This window comes from Pseudomonas benzopyrenica (genome assembly GCF_036884265.1).
Taxonomy (GTDB): domain Bacteria; phylum Pseudomonadota; class Gammaproteobacteria; order Pseudomonadales; family Pseudomonadaceae; genus Chryseomonas; species Chryseomonas benzopyrenica.
The window spans coordinates 3472127-3490309 of the sequence record NZ_CP145723.1; the positions used below are offsets into that span (position 1 = coordinate 3472127).

Consider the following 18183-nt stretch of genomic DNA (forward strand, 5'->3'; position numbering starts at 1 on the left):
TAGCTACCCTCCACGAGTAGTCGGCTGAGATGCCTGTCTTGCCCCCCGCCGACCTGCCCGGCTGCTGCACAGCGCCCGAGCCGCTACCGCCCCTGGCGGCGGAACTTGCCTCCCTGAGCCTGCTGCACTGCCGTTTCGATCCCGCCCAGGTGAGCTTCGAGCGCGACGCCCTGCGCCTGGGCGCCCTGCCTCCGGACAACATCCGCCGCGCCGTGGCCAAGCGCCAGGCCGAGTATCTGGCCGGTCGTCTCTGCGCTCGCGAGGCGCTGCGCCAGCTGAGCGGTACTGCTGCGGTGCCCGGTCATCGCACCACGGACCGCGGACCCGCCTGGCCAACCGGCTGGGTCGGCGCCATCACCCATAGCCATGGCTGGGCAGCCGCGGTGGTGGGCAGCGCCCGGGACTACCTGGGTCTCGGCCTGGATGTGGAGAATCTGCTCGAACCGGCCAAGGCCCTACGTCTGGCCGAGCAGATCCTCACCCCGGCCGAACGGGAAAGCGTGCAGGCGTTGGACGAAGATCGGCAGGCCTTTGCCATCACCCTGGCGTTTTCCGCCAAGGAAAGTCTGTTCAAGGCGCTGCACCCCCAGGTCGGGCAGATGTTCTTCTTCCAGGATGCCGAGATCCTTGGCACCGATCCCGGCGGTACCTTCGACATCCGTCTGCTGCTCGATCTCTCACCGCGCTGGTTCGCCGGGACATCTCTGCGCGGTCACTTCCGCCTGGACGAGCAACAGCGGTTGCTGACGCTGGTCGCGCCTCGGCACTGAGGGATGCCTATAGAGGAAGGGTTCTCTGGTCGATGAGGTCCGCGGAGGTGGGCCGGGGCAGAACGTCGCAGCGGCCATCGAACGTTTTCTTATGGTGGAGAAAGTGCTCATAGCGAACCGGTATATCCCTTGACGCTTTTGTCATACCGGTTCCGCCACGTTGTACGTTATTTGACCACCTCGCTCTGATCCCAGCCTTCACGCGCACTGACCGGGTACCACCCCCAGGATACCCCCCAGTCCCGAACAGCTTATCCACGTCTTATCCACAGCCGGAAACGTGACAAACGCGACATCTAGTGGCCTTTGCACCCCCGCACCACCATATATAGCAGTTCGTCGGTATGGCATGGGACGGCGAAACACCCCTCTGTCAAGACTGTCTTTCCCTAGCGTGGAGGGCTTATCCTGTCGCACTAGTCGCGAATTCCAGGGTCACTGGACCCCCGCCCGCTGTTTCCCTTGGGAATCGGCGTCAGTACGGCTTTTCGCAGGAATCTTTGGTAAAGCGCGACCTGATGTCGTCGCGTGAGCGTCAGCTAAACAGTCTTTAGGATCGTCGGCTTTCCGGCGATCTCTTCTTTCCGATCAAGGGAGTTCCGCATGCACACCGACCTGACCCGCGAGCAAGCCCAGCAGGGCCGCCCGGCGCAAGATGACAGCCAGGACCTGGGCGCCACCGCCCCCGGTCAACTGCGCGTCATCAAGCGCAACGGTACCGTCGTCCCCTATACCGACGACAAGATCACCGTGGCCATCAGCAAGGCTTTCCTCGCCGTGGAAGGCGGTACCGCCGCGGCCTCCTCGCGCATCCACACCACCGTCAAGCAGCTCACCGACCAGGTCAGCAGCACCTTCAAGCGCCGCATGCCCTCCGGTGGCACCATCCACATCGAAGAGATCCAGGACCAGGTCGAACTGGCTCTGATGCGCGCCGGCGAGCAGAAGGTCGCCCGCAGCTACGTGATCTACCGTGAGGCCCGCAGCCAGGAGCGCAAGCAGGGCGCCGCCAGCGACATCGCCGAGCCGCACCCGAGCATCCGCGTGACCAAGGCCGACGGCACCACCCAGCCGCTCGACATGGGCCGCCTGAACACCATCATCAGCGAAGCCTGCGAAGGCCTCGAAGAGGTGAACGGCGAGCTGATCCAGAAGGAAACCCTGAAGAACCTGTACGACGGCGTGGCCGAGAAGGACGTCAACACCGCCCTGGTGATGACCTCCCGTACCCTGGTCGAGCGTGAGCCCAACTACTCCTACGTCACCGCTCGCCTGCTGCTGGACAGCCTGCGCGCCGAAGGCCTGAGCTTCCTCGGCGTCGCCGAGTCCGCCACCCACCACGAGATGGCCGACCTCTACGCCAAGGCCCTGCCCGCCTACGTCGCCAAGGGCGTGGAGCTGGAGCTGCTGGACCCGAAACTGGCCAGCTTCGATCTGGAACGCCTGGGCGCCGCCATCGATCACGAGCGCGACCAGCAGTTCACCTACCTGGGTCTGCAGACCCTGTACGACCGCTACTTCCTGCACAGCCACGGCACCCGCTTCGAGCTGCCGCAGCTGTTCTTCATGCGCGTGGCCATGGGCCTGGCGCACATGGAAAAAGATAAAGAAGCCCGCGCCATCGAGTTCTACAACCTGCTGGCCAGCTTCGACTACATGGCGTCCACCCCGACCCTGTTCAACGCCGGCACCCTGCGTCCGCAGCTGTCCAGCTGCTACCTGACCACCGTGCCCGACGACCTGTCCGGCATCTATGGCGCCATCCACGATAACGCCATGCTGTCGAAGTTCGCTGGCGGCCTGGGCAATGACTGGACCCCGGTACGCGCCCTGGGCTCCTACATCAAGGGCACCAACGGCAAGAGCCAGGGCGTCGTGCCCTTCCTCAAGGTGGTCAACGACACCGCCGTGGCGGTCAACCAGGGCGGCAAGCGCAAGGGTGCGGTCTGCGCCTACCTGGAAACCTGGCACCTGGACATCGAGGAATTCCTCGAACTGCGCAAGAACACCGGTGATGACCGTCGGCGTACCCACGACATGAACACCGCCAACTGGATCCCCGACCTGTTCATGAAGCGCGTCTTCGAGGACGGCAACTGGACCCTGTTCTCCCCCGCCGACGTGCCCGACCTGCACGACCTCTACGGCAAGGCCTTCGAAGAGCGCTACGAGTACTACGAAGCCCTGACCGAGTACGGCAAGCTCAAGCTGCACAAGACCATCAAGGCCAAGGACCTCTGGCGCAAGATGCTCTCCATGCTGTTCGAGACCGGCCACCCGTGGCTGACCTTCAAGGACCCGTGCAACCTGCGCAGCCCGCAGCAGCACGTGGGCGTGGTGCACAGCTCCAACCTCTGCACCGAGATCACCCTGAACACCAACAAGGACGAGATCGCCGTGTGCAACCTGGGTTCGGTGAACCTGGTGAACCACATCGTCGACGGCAAGCTGGACGTGGCCAAGGTCGCCCGCACTGTCAAGACCGCCGTGCGCATGCTCGACAACGTCATCGACATCAACTACTACTCGGTGCCCCAGGCGGAGAACTCCAACCTCAAGCACCGTCCGGTCGGCATGGGCATCATGGGCTTCCAGGATGCGCTGTACCTGCAGCACATCGCCTACGGCTCGGATGCCGCCGTGCAGTTCGCCGACACCTCCATGGAAGTGATCAGCTACTACGCCATCCAGGCCTCCTGTGACCTGGCCGAAGAGCGTGGCAGCTACTCCAGCTTCCAGGGTTCGCTGTGGTCCCAGGGCATCCTGCCGATCGATTCCGAGAAGCGCCTGATCGAAGAGCGCGGCGCCAAGTACATCGAGGTCGACCTGTCCGAGACCCTGGACTGGGCCCCGCTGCGCGAGCGTGCCAAGAAAGGCATCCGCAACTCCAACATCATGGCCATCGCGCCGACCGCGACCATCGCCAACATCACCGGCGTGTCCCAGTCGATCGAGCCGACCTACCAGAACCTCTATGTGAAATCGAACCTCTCGGGCGAATTCACCGTCATCAACCCCTACCTGGTACGCGACCTCAAGGCCCGCGGCCTGTGGGACTCGGTGATGGTCAACGACCTCAAGTACTACGACGGCTCCGTACAGCAGATCGAGCGCATCCCGCAGGATCTGAAGGACCTGTACGCCACCGCCTTCGAAGTGGAGACCAAGTGGATCGTCGAAGCCGCCAGCCGTCGCCAGAAGTGGATCGACCAGGCGCAGTCGCTGAACCTGTACATCGCCGGCGCCTCGGGCAAGAAGCTCGACGTGACCTACCGCATGGCCTGGTTCCGCGGTCTGAAGACCACCTACTACCTCCGTGCCCTGGCCGCCACCAGCACCGAGAAGTCCACCATCAACACCGGCAAGCTGAACGCCGTGAGCGCCGATCCCATCACCGGCGTCCAGGCCAGCGCGGCCCCCGCCCCGGCCCAGAAAGCCGAAGCTGCTCCCGCCCCCGCACCGGCTCCGGTGCCCAAGGCCTGCAGCCTCGACGATCCCGAGTGCGAAGCCTGCCAGTAACACCCCAAGCCCTCTCCCAGTAGAGGGCTGCTCTTTATCCCCTCTCCCCCGGGAGAGGGCCAGGGTGAGGGTCGAATCCCCCACCCGCGCACCGCTCTTATCCCCTCTCCCTCCGGGAGAGGGTTAGGGTGAGGGCCCGCCGCCCCGCCCCCACCGCACAGCCACCCAGGAGACACCCCATGCTGAACTGGGAAGAATTCGACAAAGACGACGACACCGCCACCGCCAAGCCCGCACAGGCCGCTGGCCAGCAGGCGCCCGCCCAGACCGAGCGCCTGGATTCCGAGGGCGACGCCCTGGTCCATGACGCCCGCGCCCTGTCCGCCGACGACTCCGACGCCGTGGCCCGCGCCAAGGCCGCGCTGAACGAGCTGGACATCCAGGAAGGCCTGGACGACCTGGAAGGTTCCTCCGCCCGCGTGCACGTCGGCGACAAGCAGATGATCAACGCCCGCGCCGACCTCAACCAGCTCGTGCCCTTCAAGTACGACTGGGCCTGGCAGAAGTATCTGGATGGTTGCGCCAACCACTGGATGCCCCAGGAAGTGAACATGAACGCCGACATCGCGACCTGGAAGAGCGCGGACGGCCTCACCGAGGACGAGCGCCGCATCGTCAAGCGCAACCTCGGCTTCTTCTCCACCGCCGACTCCCTGGTCGCCAACAACCTGGTGCTGGCCGTCTACCGTTTGATCACCAACCCCGAATGCCGCCAGTACATCCTGCGCCAGGCCTTCGAAGAGGCGATCCACACCCACGCCTACCAGTACTGCATCGAGTCGCTGGGCATGGATGAAGGCGAGATCTTCAACATGTACCACGAGATCCCGAGCGTCGCGAAGAAGGCGAGCTGGGGCCTGAAGTACACCCGTTCCATCTCCGACCCCGAGTTCAAGACCGGCACCCCGGAGACCGATCGCCAGTTCCTCAAGAACCTGATCGCCTACTACTGCGTACTGGAAGGCATCTTCTTCTATTGCGGTTTCACCCAGATCCTCTCCATGGGTCGCCGCAACAAGATGACCGGCACCGCCGAGCAGTTCCAGTACATCCTGCGTGACGAGTCCATGCACCTGAACTTCGGCATCGACATGATCAACCAGATCAAGATCGAGAACCCGAGCCTCTGGGATGCCCAGATGAAGGACGAAGCCACGCAGATGATTCTCCAGGGCACCCAACTGGAGATCGAATACGCCCGCGACACCATGCCCCGCGGCGTGCTGGGCATGAACGCGGCGATGATGGAGGACTACCTCAAGTTCATCGCCAACCGCCGCCTGACCCAGATCGGCCTCAAGGAAGAATACCCGGGCGCTACCAACCCCTTCCCCTGGATGAGCGAGATCATGGATCTCAAGAAAGAGAAGAACTTCTTCGAGACGCGGGTGATCGAGTATCAGACGGGTGGGGCGTTGAGCTGGGATTGATGTAGCGATACTTTCCAATTAGCAGGCGAGCAGCATTTAGGCTAGGAAATTGCCAGCCCTACAGGGCCTTTTAAAAGGACAAACAAATGGAATATCAGCCATATTCAATTAGAAAACTCCTAGACTCTGTAAAAAACGGAGCCATCCGCATCCCTGCATTCCAAAGAGGATTTGTGTGGGACATGGATAGGGTTTCTTATCTTATGGACAGCATATACAAAGGCTACCCATTTGGCTCCCTGCTATTCTGGAGGACGAAGAATCAACTCGCCGTAGAAAGAAACCTGGGAAGATTCGAATTACCGAAACCAGAAGAAGAATACCCCATAGACTATGTACTTGACGGTCAGCAAAGACTCACATCAATATTTACCGTCTTCCAAAACGAATTAATCCCAAAAGAAGACCCAAATTGGTCCGATGTCTTTTTTGACATGGACGCGGAAGACAATGCACAAGACTGTCAATTTATAGCGCTCGACGAGCAAAGCTATGACAGAAACAGATTCTTCCCCCTCTCTGTATTATTTGACTCCGTTAAGTATAGAGAGGCTACAGAAGGACTTTCTGTAGAAAAAATATCCACCATAGATAAGCTGCAAGAGAAATTCAAAGAAATAACTATTCCTGTACAGGTTCTGAAAACTGAAAACCGCTCTATAGTTGCTATCGTTTTTGAGCGTATCAACAGATTAGGACTGGAACTTGACACCCTTCAACTGTTAGCGGCTTGGACATGGAACGAAGACTTTGATTTACTGGAAAAATTCAGAGAGTTAAAGGACGATCTCGCCGAGTTTGGTTTTGAAGGCGTTGGTGATGATTCTGATCTGATTTTAGACTGTGCTGCAGCAGTTTTAAAAGGAGAGCCAGGAGCTGAAAAACTCCTAGAGCTAAATGGAAACGAGGTAAGATCCGAATTCTCCAGAGTACAAAATGGAATTAAGGGAGCTATAGATTTCCTCAGAACTCAGTTTAAGATATCTACCCTGAAAAACCTACCGTACCCCATGCTTCTTGTTCCGCTATCAGTATTTTTTGCCGAGCCCGACGGAAAAGAAGTGTCCTATAACTCGGATACTTACGCCAAAATAAAACGCTGGTTTTGGCGCACTTGCTTTTCAGCGAGATATGGCAGTCAAACGCGTCGCGCCGTTATAAGAGACATCCAAGAAATAGAAAAGCTAAAGCATGGAAAAGACAATAGACTTGATGAAATAGATTACAACCTAGGCATAAGCTTTTTTACGGAAAATGTATTCCGAGTAACCACAGCAAACACCAAGACCTTTGTGCTTGTTCTAGCCAACAACACTCCAAAAAGCCTTGTTTCTGGCAAAAATATAGACCTCGAAAAAGTTCTACAAAGATATAATAGATCAGAGTTTCATCATATCTATCCAAAAGCATTCCTTAGAGACAACGGAACTCCGGACAACCAAATAAATTCTCTTGTCAACTTCTGCTTCCTAAGTTCAGCAGAAAATAAACTAATCGGTAAAAAAAGGCCTTCAGACTATATAAATATAGTCGCAGAATCTCCAACCAGGAGTCTTGTCCTGAAATCAGCCTTTTGCGAAGAAGCAAGATTTGATGACGATTTTTTGAGCTTTTCAACATCAAGAGCTCAAATGCTCTTGGAATTTTCTAATGATCTTATGAAGTAAAAATCCACAAGAGACGAGGCCAGCAGCCTTCTAATCTGCTGGCCCTAGAGCTGGCAATTATCTCAAGTATACGTGCGGCCGCAATGCTAAGCTTTTCAGCAACAAGATCTATTTGTTTTTAATCCACACCTAATCTTCAATAGCTTTATGTTTTCAGCTCAAATCTAAAAAAGCCCATCTCCTTTTCCACTTATGGAGGCCTTACTCAGCGGAAAACAGCGCCCCTATATTCAAGGACGACATATGCCCCGCTGGACCGACCAACCCGTCACCGATACGGATGCCGTTTTCGATTTCATCCTCAAATTTTCCGGCACTGTCCTGCGGCGTCATGCTCCGCTGCTGGCCAAGGTGCTGCCGCCGACCTTCGGCTTCGGGATGTTCCTGGTCTATTTCGCCCGTAACCATTTCTATCCCAGCTTCGATCTCTTTCAGTTTTCGTCACTGTTGCTGGCGGCCGCCTGCATGGGCTTTCTGACCATAGGCGCCTTCGTTGCCGCGCTATTCCTACCAGGAGCTTGGGTCTATTACGGCTTCATCAATACGCCGGCGATCAAGGAAGACATCACCTATGCCCTGCCCTATCGCGGCGAAGGGCGCTTTCGCAAATTCATGTTATTGATGGCACTTGTATTCTTCTTGCCTTATCTACTAATAGGGCTGAGCGATGCAGTTATTCTGTTCTTCATTGATCCAGAGCTATTCCTAGGCGTTTCGCTGCTGGCTCCCGTACTTATCACGCTACTGGCAGGTGTCGTCGTTCAGTGGCTGTTCGAGCTGCATTCTTTCAGTTTCTTGAAGTTCGTCTGGCAGGCGTATGTTCCGGTAATGGTCATCGGCTACTTCATCGTCTGGATGCTGGGCAAGGCCTATCCACTGGTGAACGAGTGGCCTCTCCTCACCAAATGGGCGACGCTTTGCGCTGCGCCTCTCGCCATTGCCTTCGTCGTGACGATGACCTCTATGATCTTCATCGCCGGCTGGAAAGCAGCAATGTTGTTTTCATTGTTCTTCGCCCTCTTTCTCGCCGGCTATAGCGGGGTGCTCACCACCCTGCCCGAGACCATGGTCAAGACGCTGGGCCTGGGGAATTACCAGGCCAAGGCCATCGTGCTCGATGCCGCCTATTGCGCAAAGGAACAGCCAAATGTGCTGCCCACGACCGAGCACTGCGTGCTACAGGATGTGCAGGTGGTCTGGTCGCTGGGTGAGGCGTTCGTATTGCGCCTGGCGGATGGCAGCACGGCGCGGTTGCCGGCCACGGCGATTCGGGCGTTGGTGAAGCCCTAGACGCATCCCGCTCCAGCCGGTGCCGTCAGGGCGCGGGCGGGTTGTCGCGGACGCCTGTCATCGAAGGCGGCGCTGAACGATGGCGCCGGATCACTCGCTGCCTTTGCCACCCTTCGCGGTCGACTGACCGGGGCCGGCCTTGACGAAGGCGAGGATGACGTCGCGCACCACCTTGCGCTGTTCGTCCGGGAGCTGGAGGAAGGCCTCGATGGCCTCGCGCTCGGGATAGAGCTCGGGAGTTTCCCAGTTGCCGCGGGACTCGCGGATTACCGACTGGGCTTGTTCGCCATAACGGAGAACCTGAGGCTCGATCCGCAGCCACTGGGCCAGGACCTGCAGCTTGTCCTGGGCCGGAATGGACTTGCCGCCCAGCCAGCGGGACACCGCCTGGAAGGTCACGGAGCGGCCCCAGTAGCGCGAGTTGAATTCCCGCTCCAGAACTGCAGGGCGATCCGGATAACCGGCCGCGAGCATGGCGTTGCGCAGGCGCTGGGCGAAATCGGCTTTATCGTTCATGGAGGCGGACGTTAAAGTCCGCTTTCTGGCCGACTGAACATTCGATTGCGTAGAAAATGAAATTTATGATTTCATCCTTCAGACGGGACATGACCATGAAGGTCTCTGTGTAGCAGCCCTCCGCCAGACGGCGGATCCCTCGCCGCTGCACCCCAGGTAGGGAGGTAAGGGAATGCCCACGACCCATCACATGCATTTCGCGGGTCATCCCCTGCGGGTCTATCAGTTCTTCGACGGCCAGCTGTGGTTCGATTGCCGAGACATCGCCCGGGTGCTGGATTACCCGGACGCGCTCGACGCCGTTCGTAGCCATTGCACCCGGACCGGCATCCAGCGGGGGACGGGTGAGCCACCGGTACTGCTGATCGATCTGCCCAATACCATGCGGCTGGTGGTGAGCAGCCCCAGTAGAAAAGCCGAACTCTTCGAAGAATGGCTGCGCCATGGTTGCCTGAATCGTTTCTTTTGCCGTCTGATGTTGCCCCATGAGGGGCAGCTCAAGGTCGACGCTCGACCGCTAGCGCGCCTTTTCTGGCGTGAGCAATACTGGGTCAAGGTCTCGGACGTGGCCGAGGCACTGGGACCGCGCCTGACTCTTCCAGCCCGCTGAAGCCAAGGCGCCGAGCGCCAGCGGACAGCCTCCCGGCATGGCCCGAGCGATCATCCTCATCGACCTGCCTCCCCGTCTGCCTACCCGCCCTCTCAAGACCCGGCCAAACGGGCCGATAACGGCTGAATCCCGGGTATCGAGCGGGAGATCCTTCGCGGTCCTTCCCCGCTGTTGCAGCATATCAGACGTCGGATGGACCTATCGCGCAGGGTAAACCGGACTTACCCACCCAGTGACTCCGTGCTCGACCATCGCCTGGCGATGCTCCGATAGCCAGGGGTTTCCATCGCCCGCAGTAAAGGCTCACTCCGCCATGGTACTCGATGCCCCCACCATGCTGACCCTTACCATCGCCCTGGCGGCTGCCGCGGCGGGCTATCTGGCCATCGAGTGGCGGTCGGTGCGCGAGGCGGCACTGCTGTACTGGAGCGCGGGTTTCGCCCTCATTTGCGTGGGTAGCACCCTGGCACTGTTACGCAGCCAGGGGCTGCTGCTGGTGGGCATCTGGTTCGCCAATGGGCTGCTGATCTTAGTGCATGGCCTCTTCCTGATCGGCGTGGCGCGCTTCACCGGGGGCCGTCTGAGTCTGGGTTGGTGGGCCATCGCCGCGGTCTGGCTGGGGTTGTTGCTGCTACCCAACGAGCCCTGGTGGTCCAAGGTGATGCTGGTGGTGCAGTCCTTCCTGATCGGCGTCCTGGCAATACGGGCGAGCCTGCTGCTGCGACGGCGCAACGCTGGAGAACGGCAGCTGCGGATGGTGCTGCTGGCGCATGGGCTGTTCTATCTCGCCAAGATGATCCCACCGCTCACCCCTGGCGCGCTGATCGATCTGGCGGTCTATCGTGGCGTGATCATCCAGATTTCCCTGGTGGAGGGGGTGATGGCGGTGATGCTGATTGCCCTGTCGATGACCGGCACGGTGCGCTATCGCCGCGAGCAGCGCATCGAACGACTGGCCGGGAGCGATCCCCTGACCGGGTTGCATAACCGTCGCGCCTTGGAAACGGAAGCGCCGCGGCTGTTCGGCCAGGCGAGCCGGGAGCGTCCGGGCGCCCTGTTGCTGATTGATCTGGACAACTTCAAGCAGGCCAACGACCTGCACGGTCACGCCGCCGGCGACGGCTTGCTGATCGCCCTGAGCGACCTGTTGCGCACCACCCTGCCCCGCCAGGCGCTGGCTGCGCGGCTGGGGGGTGATGAATTCGTGGTGCTCCTGGGTGAGGCGGCCGATACGGATGTCGTGCGCCTGGCGGACACCCTGCGCCTGCGCTTCAACCAGCTGGCGGCGCAGCGCTTGCGGACGCCCGAGCCGGTCACCCTGAGCATCGGCGCCGTGCTGTTCGATCAACCGCCGAAAAGCCTGGCGGCCTTGCTAGAGCGCGGGGACGGTGCCCTCTACGAGGCCAAGCGTGGCGGGCGGGATGGCTTGCGGATAAGCGTGGGGTAAAAGGCGTAGTGTCCGGATCAACCCTGTCCTGGACGCCAACGACAGCAGTTCGCTGACTCGCCGTCGCTTAAGACGTGCGAGGGAATTTATCCTCCTTCCATCTCGAAATTGGTACCGCTATTTCTGAGAAAGACTGCGACAGTCGCTGCTAGTTGGCTAGAAACCGACGGCGTTCAAGCGCTCTTTGTCCACTGCTCAGGAAGAGCTCAATGGCTAGCACCGTTGTCCGCGCTACGGGGCTGCGCTTAGGAGCAAGCAAGGGTGCTGGCTGCCAACGACCAAGACGTGCTGCATGCTGTGCCGGTGGTCGGGTGAGGCGTTCGTGCTGTGGCTAGCGGACGACAGCACGCCGTAGTTGCCTGCTGCCGGTGTAAAGGTAGCTGACGAACCCTGAGCCAGGCCCTTCATTGCCAGCTCGAATGCAGGCCGCTTAGCCCCGAGTTCAACGCGTTCCGCTACGCTTGTCTGCTCCAGATGCCTTTTGTCCGGAATAGGTCTGCGGCTTCGCTTGTCGCTGCCGATATACTTCGCAGATGTCTTGCTTCCCTGCTCACTGCCGTTTTGGCGGGGACGCGCCTTTTTCGGCTGAGTGGAAGATCAGATGGCCCTCGACCCCATAACGCTCCTTACCCTGACCATCGCCCTGGCGACGGCCTCGGCGTGCTATCTGGTAGCCGAGTGGCATTCGGTACGGGAGCGCTCCCTGCTGTTCTGGAGCGCCGGTTTTGCCACGGTCAGCATTGGTACCACACTGTCGCTACTGCGCCTGCATGGTTATCCCGTCCTGGGTATCTGGTTCGCCAATGGGCTGCTGGTCTGTACTCATGGGCTGTTTCTCCTAGGGGTATCGCGATTTACCCAACGGCCACTGTCACTCGCCTGGCTGTTGCTGGCAGCCGTCTGGGGCGCCCTCCTGCTGCTGCCAGAGGCATCTTGGTGGTCGCGGATAATGCTGCTGGTGAACTCCTGGCTGGTAGGTCTGCTGTCGGTACAAAGTGCCCTGCTGCTGCGGCGTAATCGCGTGGGCGAGCGGCAGCTGCGCTGGGTACTGCTCGGCCATGGATTGTTCTACCTGGCTAAAGGGGCGACCGTCCTGACCCCGGGTACACCTTTGGATCTCACAGCCTTTCACGGTCAGATCATCCAGATTTCCCTGGTGGAGGGTGTGATCGCCATCATGCTGATCGCCCTGTCCATGACTGGCACCGTTCGCTACCGCCGCGAACAGCATATCGAGCGCCTCGCCGGGAGCGACCCCTTGACCGGTCTCTACAATCGGCGGGCACTGCTGGCTCAGGCGCCCGCGCTTCTGGAACAGGTAAATCAGGACCGCCCGGGTGCCCTGCTGCTGATCGATCTGGACAACTTCAAGCAAGCCAACGACCTGCACGGCCACGCCGCAGGCGATGGATTGCTGGTGGCCCTGAGCGATCTGATGCGGACGGCCTTGCCTAAGCAAGCCCTGGCCGCACGGCTGGGCGGTGATGAGTTCGTGGTGCTGCTGGGCGCGACTTCGAACAGCGAAGCGCTGCGTCTGGGTGAGCGGCTGCGCGAGCAATTCAATGCCCTGGCGGTACGCCGCTTGAACACGCCAGAGCCCGTCACCCTGAGCATAGGGGCGGTACTCTTCAATGACGCCCAGGCGAGCCTGGCAACCCTCCTGGAGCGCGGCGATCTGGCCCTCTACGAAGCCAAGCGCGGCGGACGGGATGGGCTGCGAGTGAGTTTGGGTTGAGGCCTGGCGCCTTTGAGATAATCGCTTAGGCTTGAGCGACTGTCTGACCGGAGCCGCCATGCCCATCACCCTCGAATCACCCGACCAACCCGAGGTGATCGCCCTGATCGCCGAACTGGATGCCTATCAGGACGGCCTCTATCCACCTGAAAGCCGCCATGCACTGGATCTCGCATCGCTCATGCAGCCGAACGTGCTGTTCCTGGTCGCCCGCGATGACGGCGGTCACGCGCTGGGCTGTGGCGCCATGGTGTTGCATGAGGGTTATGGTGAGATCAAACGGATGTATGTGAACCCTGCCGGTCGTGGACGAGGCCTAGGTGGGCGCCTATTGGCGGAGCTGGAGCGTGAGGCGGCAACCCGCGGATATGCACTGGCACGGCTCGAAACAGGCCCCTATCAGCCGGAAGCCTTGGGGCTCTATGGGGCAGCGGGGTATCAGCGGCGTGGTCCTTTTGGGACGTATCGAGAGGATCCGTTGAGTGTGTTCATGGAGAAGCGGCTGGGCGATAGCGGCCAAGGCATCGATTGGCAGCGATAGCTCACGAGGTAGGTTGGGTTGAGCGCAGCGAAGCCCAACGTTGGTCCCAGCTTGTTGGGCTTCGACGCTGGAGCTGTCTCAACCCAACCTACGTCCCATATCCCGACCTGCCTCTATGGGGATTTAGTGGGCAAGGCCTCGGTGGTCCGCGCGATGCCTTGCGGGGTAGGTTGGGTTGAGCGTAGCGAAGCCCAACGCTGGCTCTGGATTGTTGGGCTTCGACGATGGAGCTGTCTCAGCCCAACCTACGTCCCTTACCTCGGTGCTCTTCCAAGGGGAGAAGCTGCGCAAACCGCGAACCGGTAGTGGGCCGACGGGCGTGAAAAAGGCTGCGCCGTTTTCCACGCTACGGGGTGAACTCCGCTAACAGGAATTCCACGAAGCTCCTCACCGTCACCGAGCGCCATCTCGTCTGGGGATAGAGCGCGGTCAGGGGGCGGGTGAGTTCCTGGCCTTGGAAGAGGCGGATCAGGCGGCCGGCGGCGACGTCGTCCTGCAGCAGGAAGGCCGGCTGGAGGATGACGCCGAGGCCCTGCAAGGCAGCCAGGCGCAGGGCGGGGCCGTTGTTGAGGTGCAGGCGGCCGGGTGGCAGCGGGCCGAAGGGGGTGCCGGTCTGGGCGCGCCATTGGTGCAGGGCGCGAGGGTCGATGCCGAGGCAGTCATGGGCTTCCAGATCGGCCAGATGCTTGGGCATGCCGCGCTGGGCGAGATAGCCGGGCGCGGCGCAGCACCACATCACATAGGGCGCCAGGGGTCGCGCCACCAGGGAGGAATCGGCCAGTTCGCCGATGCGGATGGCGATGTCGATGCCCTCCTCCACCAGATCCTGGACCCGATCGCTCAGCACCAGATCGAGGGTGACTTGGGGATGCTGCGCCAGATAGTCACCCAGCCGTGGCGTAAGGCCGTAAGTGCCAAAGGACACCGGCGCCGAGACGCGCAGGATGCCGGCGGGCGCCAGGCGCTGGGTTTCGGCCTGGCGGTCGGTGTCGGCGACCAGGGCGAGGATTTCACGGCAGCGGGCGTAGTAGCCCTCGCCGAAGGCGGTCAGGCGCTGGCGCCGGGTGGTGCGTACCAGCAATTGCAGGCCCAGGCGCTTCTCCAGACCGCGCAGGTGATTGCCGGCCATGGTCGGCGAGATGCCCTGGGCCTGGGCCGCAGCGGCCAGGCTGCCGCGCTCCACCACGGCAACGAACACCTGCATGCTGTCGAGCAGATCCATTCCACACTCCTGTTAAGGAATCCCTACACCTAGGTGGCGTTTATCTCATTTGGGTGATGGGTGAGGCTAGTGGTGTGGGTGAGGTCGCGAAGTGTTGGGCTTCGCTGCGCTCAGCCCAACCTACGAAAATCCTCACCCCTGGAGAATCGATCATGGATCTGCAACTGCACGACCGGACTGCCTTGGTTACTGGTGCCAGCATGGGCATAGGCACGGGCATAGCCCGCGTCCTGGCGGCCGAAGGCGTTCGGCTGGCGATCACCGCACGGCGGCGGGACGCCCTGGAGGCCCTGGCCGAGGAGATCGTGGCGGCGGGTCATGCCCGGCCGCTGGTGATCGTGGCGGATATCACCGACGCCGAAGACGTCCAGCGTCTGGCGCGGGAAGCGGAGGAAGGGCTGGGCCGGGTGGACATCCTGATCAATAACGCCGGCGGCACACGACCGCTTTCAGTGACGGCGGACGATGCGGCCTGGGACGAAGCCTGGAATCTCAACTTCACCGCGACCCGCCGCCTGACCCAGGCGCTGCTGGGTGGAATGCGCGAAAGGCGTTGGGGACGCATCGTCAATTTCAGCGGCAGCATGGAGCCACGGGACGTGAACGGCGCCGGGACGGCCAAGGCGGCGATCCAGTTCTGGTCCAAGGGGCTGGCGAGTCAGCTGGCGGCCGAGGGCATCACGGTCAACACCATCGCGCCGGGGCGGATCAATTCCGAGCAGATCCTGCAGCGGCTGCATCCGACGCCCGAGGCGCGCCAGGCCTTTATCGCCCGGCACATTCCCATCGGCTATTTCGGCGAGCCGGAGGACGTAGGCCAGGTGGTGGCCTTTCTCGTCTCACCGCTGGCGCGCTACCTCACCGGCGATGTGATTGCGGTGGATGGCGGGATGCACGCCCATGCCCACTAAAACTCTGTACAAAGTCTGCTGCGCGTCGGCCAAACTGCGTTGAAAAAGCCTTCGGAATGCTCATTTACCACTCGTAAACTCCGCTTCCTCAGGCATTTTCGCCTTGTTTGGCTCTAGCTCGCGAGACTTTGAACAGACTCTAGCGCCTGACGCAGACGAACAGCGCATTGCCCGCCTCGCCGGCCCAGGGTTCGATGCGCTGGTAGTCGTGCTCCAGCATCTGCACCTCGAAGTGCGGCTCCAGCAGGGCCAGCAGTTCGGGGAAGTCCACCGCCACCATGGGGTGTTCGTCCTGCCAGGTCTGCTGCTGGCCGGCGTGGCGGCGTTCGATGCGCAGGCGGAGCTGCTGGTGTTCGCCCTCGCCCGGGTAGTGCCAGGCGGAGGCGAAGTTGAAGTGGCCATCGGCCCGCGCGACGCTGTGGCCGACGCTGGAGGCATTGTCGATGCGGCGCTTGTCCACGGCGTTGAAGCAGAACAGGCCGCCGGGGGTCAGAGCGGCATGAACACGCTCCAGGCACGCCTGGAGCCGTGCGAGGCTGCCGCTGTAGTGCAGGGAGTAGAGAAAGCAGGTGATCAGATCGACCGGCTGCTCCAGCTCGAAGGCGCACATGTCCTGGCAGGAGAAGTCCGCCTCGGGGCAACGCAGCGCGGCCTGGGCCAGCATCGGCGGATTGAGGTCCAGCCCGCTGCTCCGATAGCCGGCATCGAGGAAATGCCTGACATGGGGCCCGGTGCCGCAGGCGAGATCCAGGTGACGAGTGCCGCCGTTGCCGAACAGCCGCTGCAGGCGCAGCACCGCCTGGCTCTGGGCCCGGTAGTCGATGTCGGCGCAGAGCAGGTCGTAGTAGGCCGACAGGTCGGTATAGAGGGCGGTGGCGGACATCGCAGGGGCTCGGGGCTGGAGACGCGGGCGCGCATCTTAGTCGGTTTCTGCAACCTTCGACGCCTTATACTGGCGGTTTTCCCGAGAGTCCCCTGACGTGAGCAACAAGAGATACGCCTGCATCGGCCTGAGCAACCCCAAGTCGCCGTCCAACGTCGGGTCCATCATGAGAGCGGCGGGTTGCTACGGAGTGGCCTCGGTGTTCTATACCGGCACCCGCTACGACCGCGCCAAGGACTTCGTCACCGATACCAAAAAGGTCCACCAGGACATCCCGCTGATCAACATCGATGACCTGCGCCGCATCCTGCCGCTGGGATGCGTGCCGGTGGCGGTGGAGCTGGTCGACGGCGCCCGGCCGCTGCCCGAATACACCCATCCCGATCGCGCGCTCTACCTGTTCGGCGCCGAGGACGGTTCGTTGAGCCAGGAGCTGCGCGACTGGTGCGAGGACGTGGTGTACATCCCCACCCAGGGCTGCATGAATCTGGCGGCCACGGTCAACGTGGTGCTCTATGACCGGCTGGCGAAGGGCAACAACACCCGCTCCGGTCCGCTGTTCTAGGCCTTGCCTGAAAACTGCCTGCGCATCGGTGATGCTGCGTTAAAAATCAGCTCGGAATGCTCATTTACCACTCGTAAACTCCGCTTCCTCGCTGATTTTTGCCTTGCCTCACCTTCGCTCGGCGACTTTTCAGACAAGTCCCAACGTCTTCAACCAAACCCCTGGGTCGGCCGGCGCAAGACCGGATCGAAGGGGTTGATGCGCGCGGCGATCACCCCGGCTTCGCGGCGGAGCAGTTCGATCACCGTGGGCAGGCGCTGGGGGTTGAGGCGTTCGCTCAGGGTGCCCACGCTCAGGGCCGCCACCGCCCGGCCGTTGCGGTCGAGGATGGGCACGGCGAGGCCCGCCATGCCGGCCAGCACCCCGGTGTTGCGCGCGGCGTAGCCCTGCTGGCGGACGTTGTCGATCTCGGCGCGCAGCAGCACCTCGTCGTAATGATGGGCATCGCGCAGCCGGGGCAGGTTGTAGCGGATCACCTCTTCGCGTTCTTCCTCGGGCAGGAAGGCCAGGATCGCCAGGGCGCCCTGGCCGCCGCCCAGGGGCACGCGACCGCCGATGTCGCCAGTGAAGGTGCGGATCGGATAGGGCCCCTCGCTGCGGTCCAGGCACATGGCGTCGAAGCCGCTACGCGCCAGCAGGAACAGGGAATCGCCCAGGGACGCCGACAGCCGCAGCAGACTCGGCCGCGCCAGGTCGCGCAGGTTGCCAACCTGGCCAGCGCTAGCCGCCAGGGCGAAGAAGTCCAGGCTCAGCCGGTATCTCTTGCTACGGGCGCACTGCTCGACCATGCCCTCCTCCACCAGGCCGCGCAGCAGCCGGTGGGTGGTGGGTTGCGACAGGCCTACGCGCTCGGCCAGACGGGTGACCTTTTCGCCTTCGAGATCTCCCTCGCCCAAGGCGCGCACCACGGCGAACACCCGGCTGATGGCGCCAACGCCTACCTCGCCTGCCGTCGCCTTTCTTTCACTGGAATCTTCCATCTGCAGCGCTCCGAAATATTTCACTGAGTGAATAAATCTGAAAAAAGAGTTCATCCAGTGAAAAACCTGCTTGTCCGGCATCCTAGGTCGCCCTTAC

The 18183-nt window shown here is 61.3% G+C and carries 15 protein-coding genes; 11 read left to right on the plus strand and 4 right to left on the minus strand.

What is annotated here, in order from left to right:
• Positions 1–29: 29 nt before the first annotated feature.
• The 5 genes from V6W80_RS16435 (at position 30) to V6W80_RS16455 (ending at position 8676) form a co-directional block, all read left to right on the plus strand.
• Entirely contained in the window at positions 30–770 is a 741-nt protein-coding gene (locus tag V6W80_RS16435) for a 4'-phosphopantetheinyl transferase family protein (protein WP_338544828.1), read from the plus strand.
• A gap of 603 nt (positions 771–1373) precedes the next feature.
• Positions 1374–4289 carry a ribonucleoside-diphosphate reductase subunit alpha gene (locus tag V6W80_RS16440; protein WP_093254703.1) on the plus strand — a complete coding sequence of 972 codons (2916 nt, stop codon included), beginning with the start codon at positions 1374–1376 and terminating at the stop codon, positions 4287–4289.
• Between the two features lie 179 nt (positions 4290–4468).
• Positions 4469–5719, plus strand: a complete 1251-nt coding sequence (locus V6W80_RS16445; protein ID WP_338544829.1) for a ribonucleotide-diphosphate reductase subunit beta — start codon at positions 4469–4471, stop codon at positions 5717–5719.
• Positions 5720–5805: 86 nt separating this feature from the next.
• Positions 5806–7386 (plus strand): GmrSD restriction endonuclease domain-containing protein, encoded by a 1581-nt coding sequence (locus V6W80_RS16450; RefSeq protein ID WP_338544830.1) that lies wholly within the window; start codon positions 5806–5808, stop codon positions 7384–7386.
• Between the two features lie 243 nt (positions 7387–7629).
• Positions 7630–8676, plus strand: coding sequence for a hypothetical protein (locus V6W80_RS16455; protein WP_338544831.1), 1047 nt, complete (start codon positions 7630–7632; stop codon positions 8674–8676).
• Positions 8677–8766: 90 nt separating this feature from the next.
• Here the strand turns inward: V6W80_RS16455 and V6W80_RS16460 are convergent, their stop codons facing one another.
• Positions 8767–9192 (minus strand): transcriptional regulator, encoded by a 426-nt coding sequence (locus V6W80_RS16460; RefSeq protein ID WP_184286310.1) that lies wholly within the window; start codon positions 9190–9192, stop codon positions 8767–8769.
• 172 nt (positions 9193–9364) lie between these two features.
• On the opposite strand from V6W80_RS16460, the gene V6W80_RS16465 reads away from it, so the two are divergent.
• From V6W80_RS16465 to V6W80_RS16480, 4 genes are all read left to right on the plus strand, one after another.
• Positions 9365–9802, plus strand: coding sequence for a Bro-N domain-containing protein (locus tag V6W80_RS16465; RefSeq protein WP_338544832.1), 438 nt, complete (start codon positions 9365–9367; stop codon positions 9800–9802).
• 313 nt (positions 9803–10115) lie between these two features.
• On the plus strand, positions 10116–11249 hold the full coding sequence (locus tag V6W80_RS16470; RefSeq protein WP_338544833.1) for a GGDEF domain-containing protein: 1134 nt from the start codon (positions 10116–10118) through the stop codon (positions 11247–11249).
• Positions 11250–11850: 601 nt separating this feature from the next.
• Positions 11851–12984: a diguanylate cyclase domain-containing protein gene (locus V6W80_RS16475; RefSeq protein ID WP_184286301.1), complete on the plus strand. Its 1134-nt coding sequence runs from the start codon at positions 11851–11853 to the stop codon at positions 12982–12984.
• Between the two features lie 58 nt (positions 12985–13042).
• A complete protein-coding gene (locus tag V6W80_RS16480) occupies positions 13043–13525 on the plus strand; it encodes a GNAT family N-acetyltransferase (protein ID WP_338544834.1) in 483 nt (160 codons plus the stop codon).
• A 346-nt stretch (positions 13526–13871) separates the two neighbouring features.
• Here the strand turns inward: V6W80_RS16480 and V6W80_RS16485 are convergent, their stop codons facing one another.
• Complete coding sequence (locus tag V6W80_RS16485; RefSeq protein WP_338544835.1) at positions 13872–14747, minus strand: LysR family transcriptional regulator; 876 nt, start codon at positions 14745–14747, stop codon at positions 13872–13874.
• A gap of 152 nt (positions 14748–14899) precedes the next feature.
• On the opposite strand from V6W80_RS16485, the gene V6W80_RS16490 reads away from it, so the two are divergent.
• Positions 14900–15658: an SDR family NAD(P)-dependent oxidoreductase gene (locus tag V6W80_RS16490; protein ID WP_338544836.1), complete on the plus strand. Its 759-nt coding sequence runs from the start codon at positions 14900–14902 to the stop codon at positions 15656–15658.
• Positions 15659–15797: 139 nt separating this feature from the next.
• Here the strand turns inward: V6W80_RS16490 and V6W80_RS16495 are convergent, their stop codons facing one another.
• Positions 15798–16541 (minus strand): class I SAM-dependent DNA methyltransferase, encoded by a 744-nt coding sequence (locus tag V6W80_RS16495; RefSeq protein WP_338544837.1) that lies wholly within the window; start codon positions 16539–16541, stop codon positions 15798–15800.
• 97 nt (positions 16542–16638) lie between these two features.
• Between V6W80_RS16495 and V6W80_RS16500 the strand changes: the two genes are divergently transcribed.
• Positions 16639–17106 carry an RNA methyltransferase gene (locus V6W80_RS16500; protein WP_007160503.1) on the plus strand — a complete coding sequence of 156 codons (468 nt, stop codon included), beginning with the start codon at positions 16639–16641 and terminating at the stop codon, positions 17104–17106.
• 149 nt (positions 17107–17255) lie between these two features.
• Here V6W80_RS16500 and V6W80_RS16505 read toward each other — a convergent pair whose 3' ends face one another.
• Positions 17256–18086, minus strand: a complete 831-nt coding sequence (locus tag V6W80_RS16505) for an IclR family transcriptional regulator (protein ID WP_338544838.1) — start codon at positions 18084–18086, stop codon at positions 17256–17258.
• Positions 18087–18183 lie beyond the last annotated feature (97 nt).

What these genes read in the sequence shown, in the direction of transcription:
- V6W80_RS16435 (WP_338544828.1), top strand. Translation starts at nt 30, where the DNA reads ATGCCTGTCTTGCCCCCCGCCGACCTGCCCGGCTGCTGCACAGCGCCC.
- V6W80_RS16440 (WP_093254703.1), top strand. Translation starts at nt 1,374, where the DNA reads ATGCACACCGACCTGACCCGCGAGCAAGCCCAGCAGGGCCGCCCGGCG.
- V6W80_RS16445 (WP_338544829.1), top strand. Translation starts at nt 4,469, where the DNA reads ATGCTGAACTGGGAAGAATTCGACAAAGACGACGACACCGCCACCGCC.
- V6W80_RS16450 (WP_338544830.1), top strand. Translation starts at nt 5,806, where the DNA reads ATGGAATATCAGCCATATTCAATTAGAAAACTCCTAGACTCTGTAAAA.
- V6W80_RS16455 (WP_338544831.1), top strand. Translation starts at nt 7,630, where the DNA reads ATGCCCCGCTGGACCGACCAACCCGTCACCGATACGGATGCCGTTTTC.
- V6W80_RS16460 (WP_184286310.1), bottom strand. Translation starts at nt 9,192, where the DNA reads ATGAACGATAAAGCCGATTTCGCCCAGCGCCTGCGCAACGCCATGCTC.
- V6W80_RS16465 (WP_338544832.1), top strand. Translation starts at nt 9,365, where the DNA reads ATGCCCACGACCCATCACATGCATTTCGCGGGTCATCCCCTGCGGGTC.
- V6W80_RS16470 (WP_338544833.1), top strand. Translation starts at nt 10,116, where the DNA reads ATGGTACTCGATGCCCCCACCATGCTGACCCTTACCATCGCCCTGGCG.
- V6W80_RS16475 (WP_184286301.1), top strand. Translation starts at nt 11,851, where the DNA reads ATGGCCCTCGACCCCATAACGCTCCTTACCCTGACCATCGCCCTGGCG.
- V6W80_RS16480 (WP_338544834.1), top strand. Translation starts at nt 13,043, where the DNA reads ATGCCCATCACCCTCGAATCACCCGACCAACCCGAGGTGATCGCCCTG.
- V6W80_RS16485 (WP_338544835.1), bottom strand. Translation starts at nt 14,747, where the DNA reads ATGGATCTGCTCGACAGCATGCAGGTGTTCGTTGCCGTGGTGGAGCGC.
- V6W80_RS16490 (WP_338544836.1), top strand. Translation starts at nt 14,900, where the DNA reads ATGGATCTGCAACTGCACGACCGGACTGCCTTGGTTACTGGTGCCAGC.
- V6W80_RS16495 (WP_338544837.1), bottom strand. Translation starts at nt 16,541, where the DNA reads ATGTCCGCCACCGCCCTCTATACCGACCTGTCGGCCTACTACGACCTG.
- V6W80_RS16505 (WP_338544838.1), bottom strand. Translation starts at nt 18,086, where the DNA reads ATGGAAGATTCCAGTGAAAGAAAGGCGACGGCAGGCGAGGTAGGCGTT.